Genomic DNA, 970 nt, shown 5'->3' with positions numbered 1-970 from the left:
CGACGAATAATTTGGTTTCTAAAGTTACTTTTTGGTACTTTTTTTTCTGCCAGTGTTGTTTTTGGTTTTTCATAAGTGACTATCATTATTTGATGAATTTTTAGTCAACCTATTTCAGGAAAGTACATTCGTTAAATTATGCCCAACGTGTTTGTGTATGCTTTGTTGCGTTGGTTTAGCGTAAAGTTAGCAAATAATTACTGAATAGAAAATCCGCGAGGATTTTCGTAAGTTGGCTAAAAGAAAGCAATAAAATATACACGGTGTTACCCAACGTTTTTATTTCTTTTCAATTCGGTTTTAATTAATTCCTCAAGTTCTCCAAAATCATATTTCAACGTATTTGAAGTAATTGATAGAGGTGTTTCGTACATATTCAAATTGACTTTCATAAGTTTCGCTTGGATTCCGTTTTTTGCTTTTTTTATGTATTTTTCGGGATTTTCAATATCGATTAATAGAAATTTTGTTGACATTACTTCTTTTGTTCTTATTCGAAAAATGTCATTCCATTCAATTAGTCCAATACTTGTTGCATTTGAATTGTCAGTTATTCCGTTTTTGTCAATTATTAATCCAGCTTTTTTGTCAAAGAGTTTTCTAATTCCATAAATTCCAATCGCTCCAAAAAAAACGATTCCAACAATTCCAATAATTTGTATAGTTTCTGAATTTAAATATAAAAATCTTTTAAGCATTGGATTATAAAATCGTCCTGCATTTTCAGGTTCAATAAACATCCAAAATCCTCCAATCAAGAAAATTATGACTCCTAATAAAAGCAAATAAATTTTATTTTTACTCAAAGGAATTTCAATTCGATTATTCATTTTCAGGTTGTGAGTGTATTATACTGATATAGGTTGACCTTTTTTTAGGTTTAATTAATACGTTCAAACGATTTTTTTAAGCCGTTTAGAAGGCAAAAAATAGCTTGAACTGCTTATTGTTTAAATTTTGAGTTCAGTCA

General features: G+C 28.8%; 1 protein-coding gene. It reads right to left on the bottom strand.

The genetic code is table 11. The features are described from left to right. Positions 1–266: 266 nt before the first annotated feature. Positions 267–806 (bottom strand): STM3941 family protein, encoded by a 540-nt coding sequence (locus FP421_RS00030; RefSeq protein WP_201288769.1) that lies wholly within the window; start codon positions 804–806, stop codon positions 267–269. Positions 807–970: the final 164 nt, after the last annotated feature.

The sequence above is a fragment of the Polaribacter septentrionalilitoris genome (assembly GCF_009832745.1).
GTDB classification, from domain to species: domain Bacteria; phylum Bacteroidota; class Bacteroidia; order Flavobacteriales; family Flavobacteriaceae; genus Polaribacter; species Polaribacter septentrionalilitoris.
This window is presented reverse-complemented; position numbering and strand designations above follow the sequence as displayed.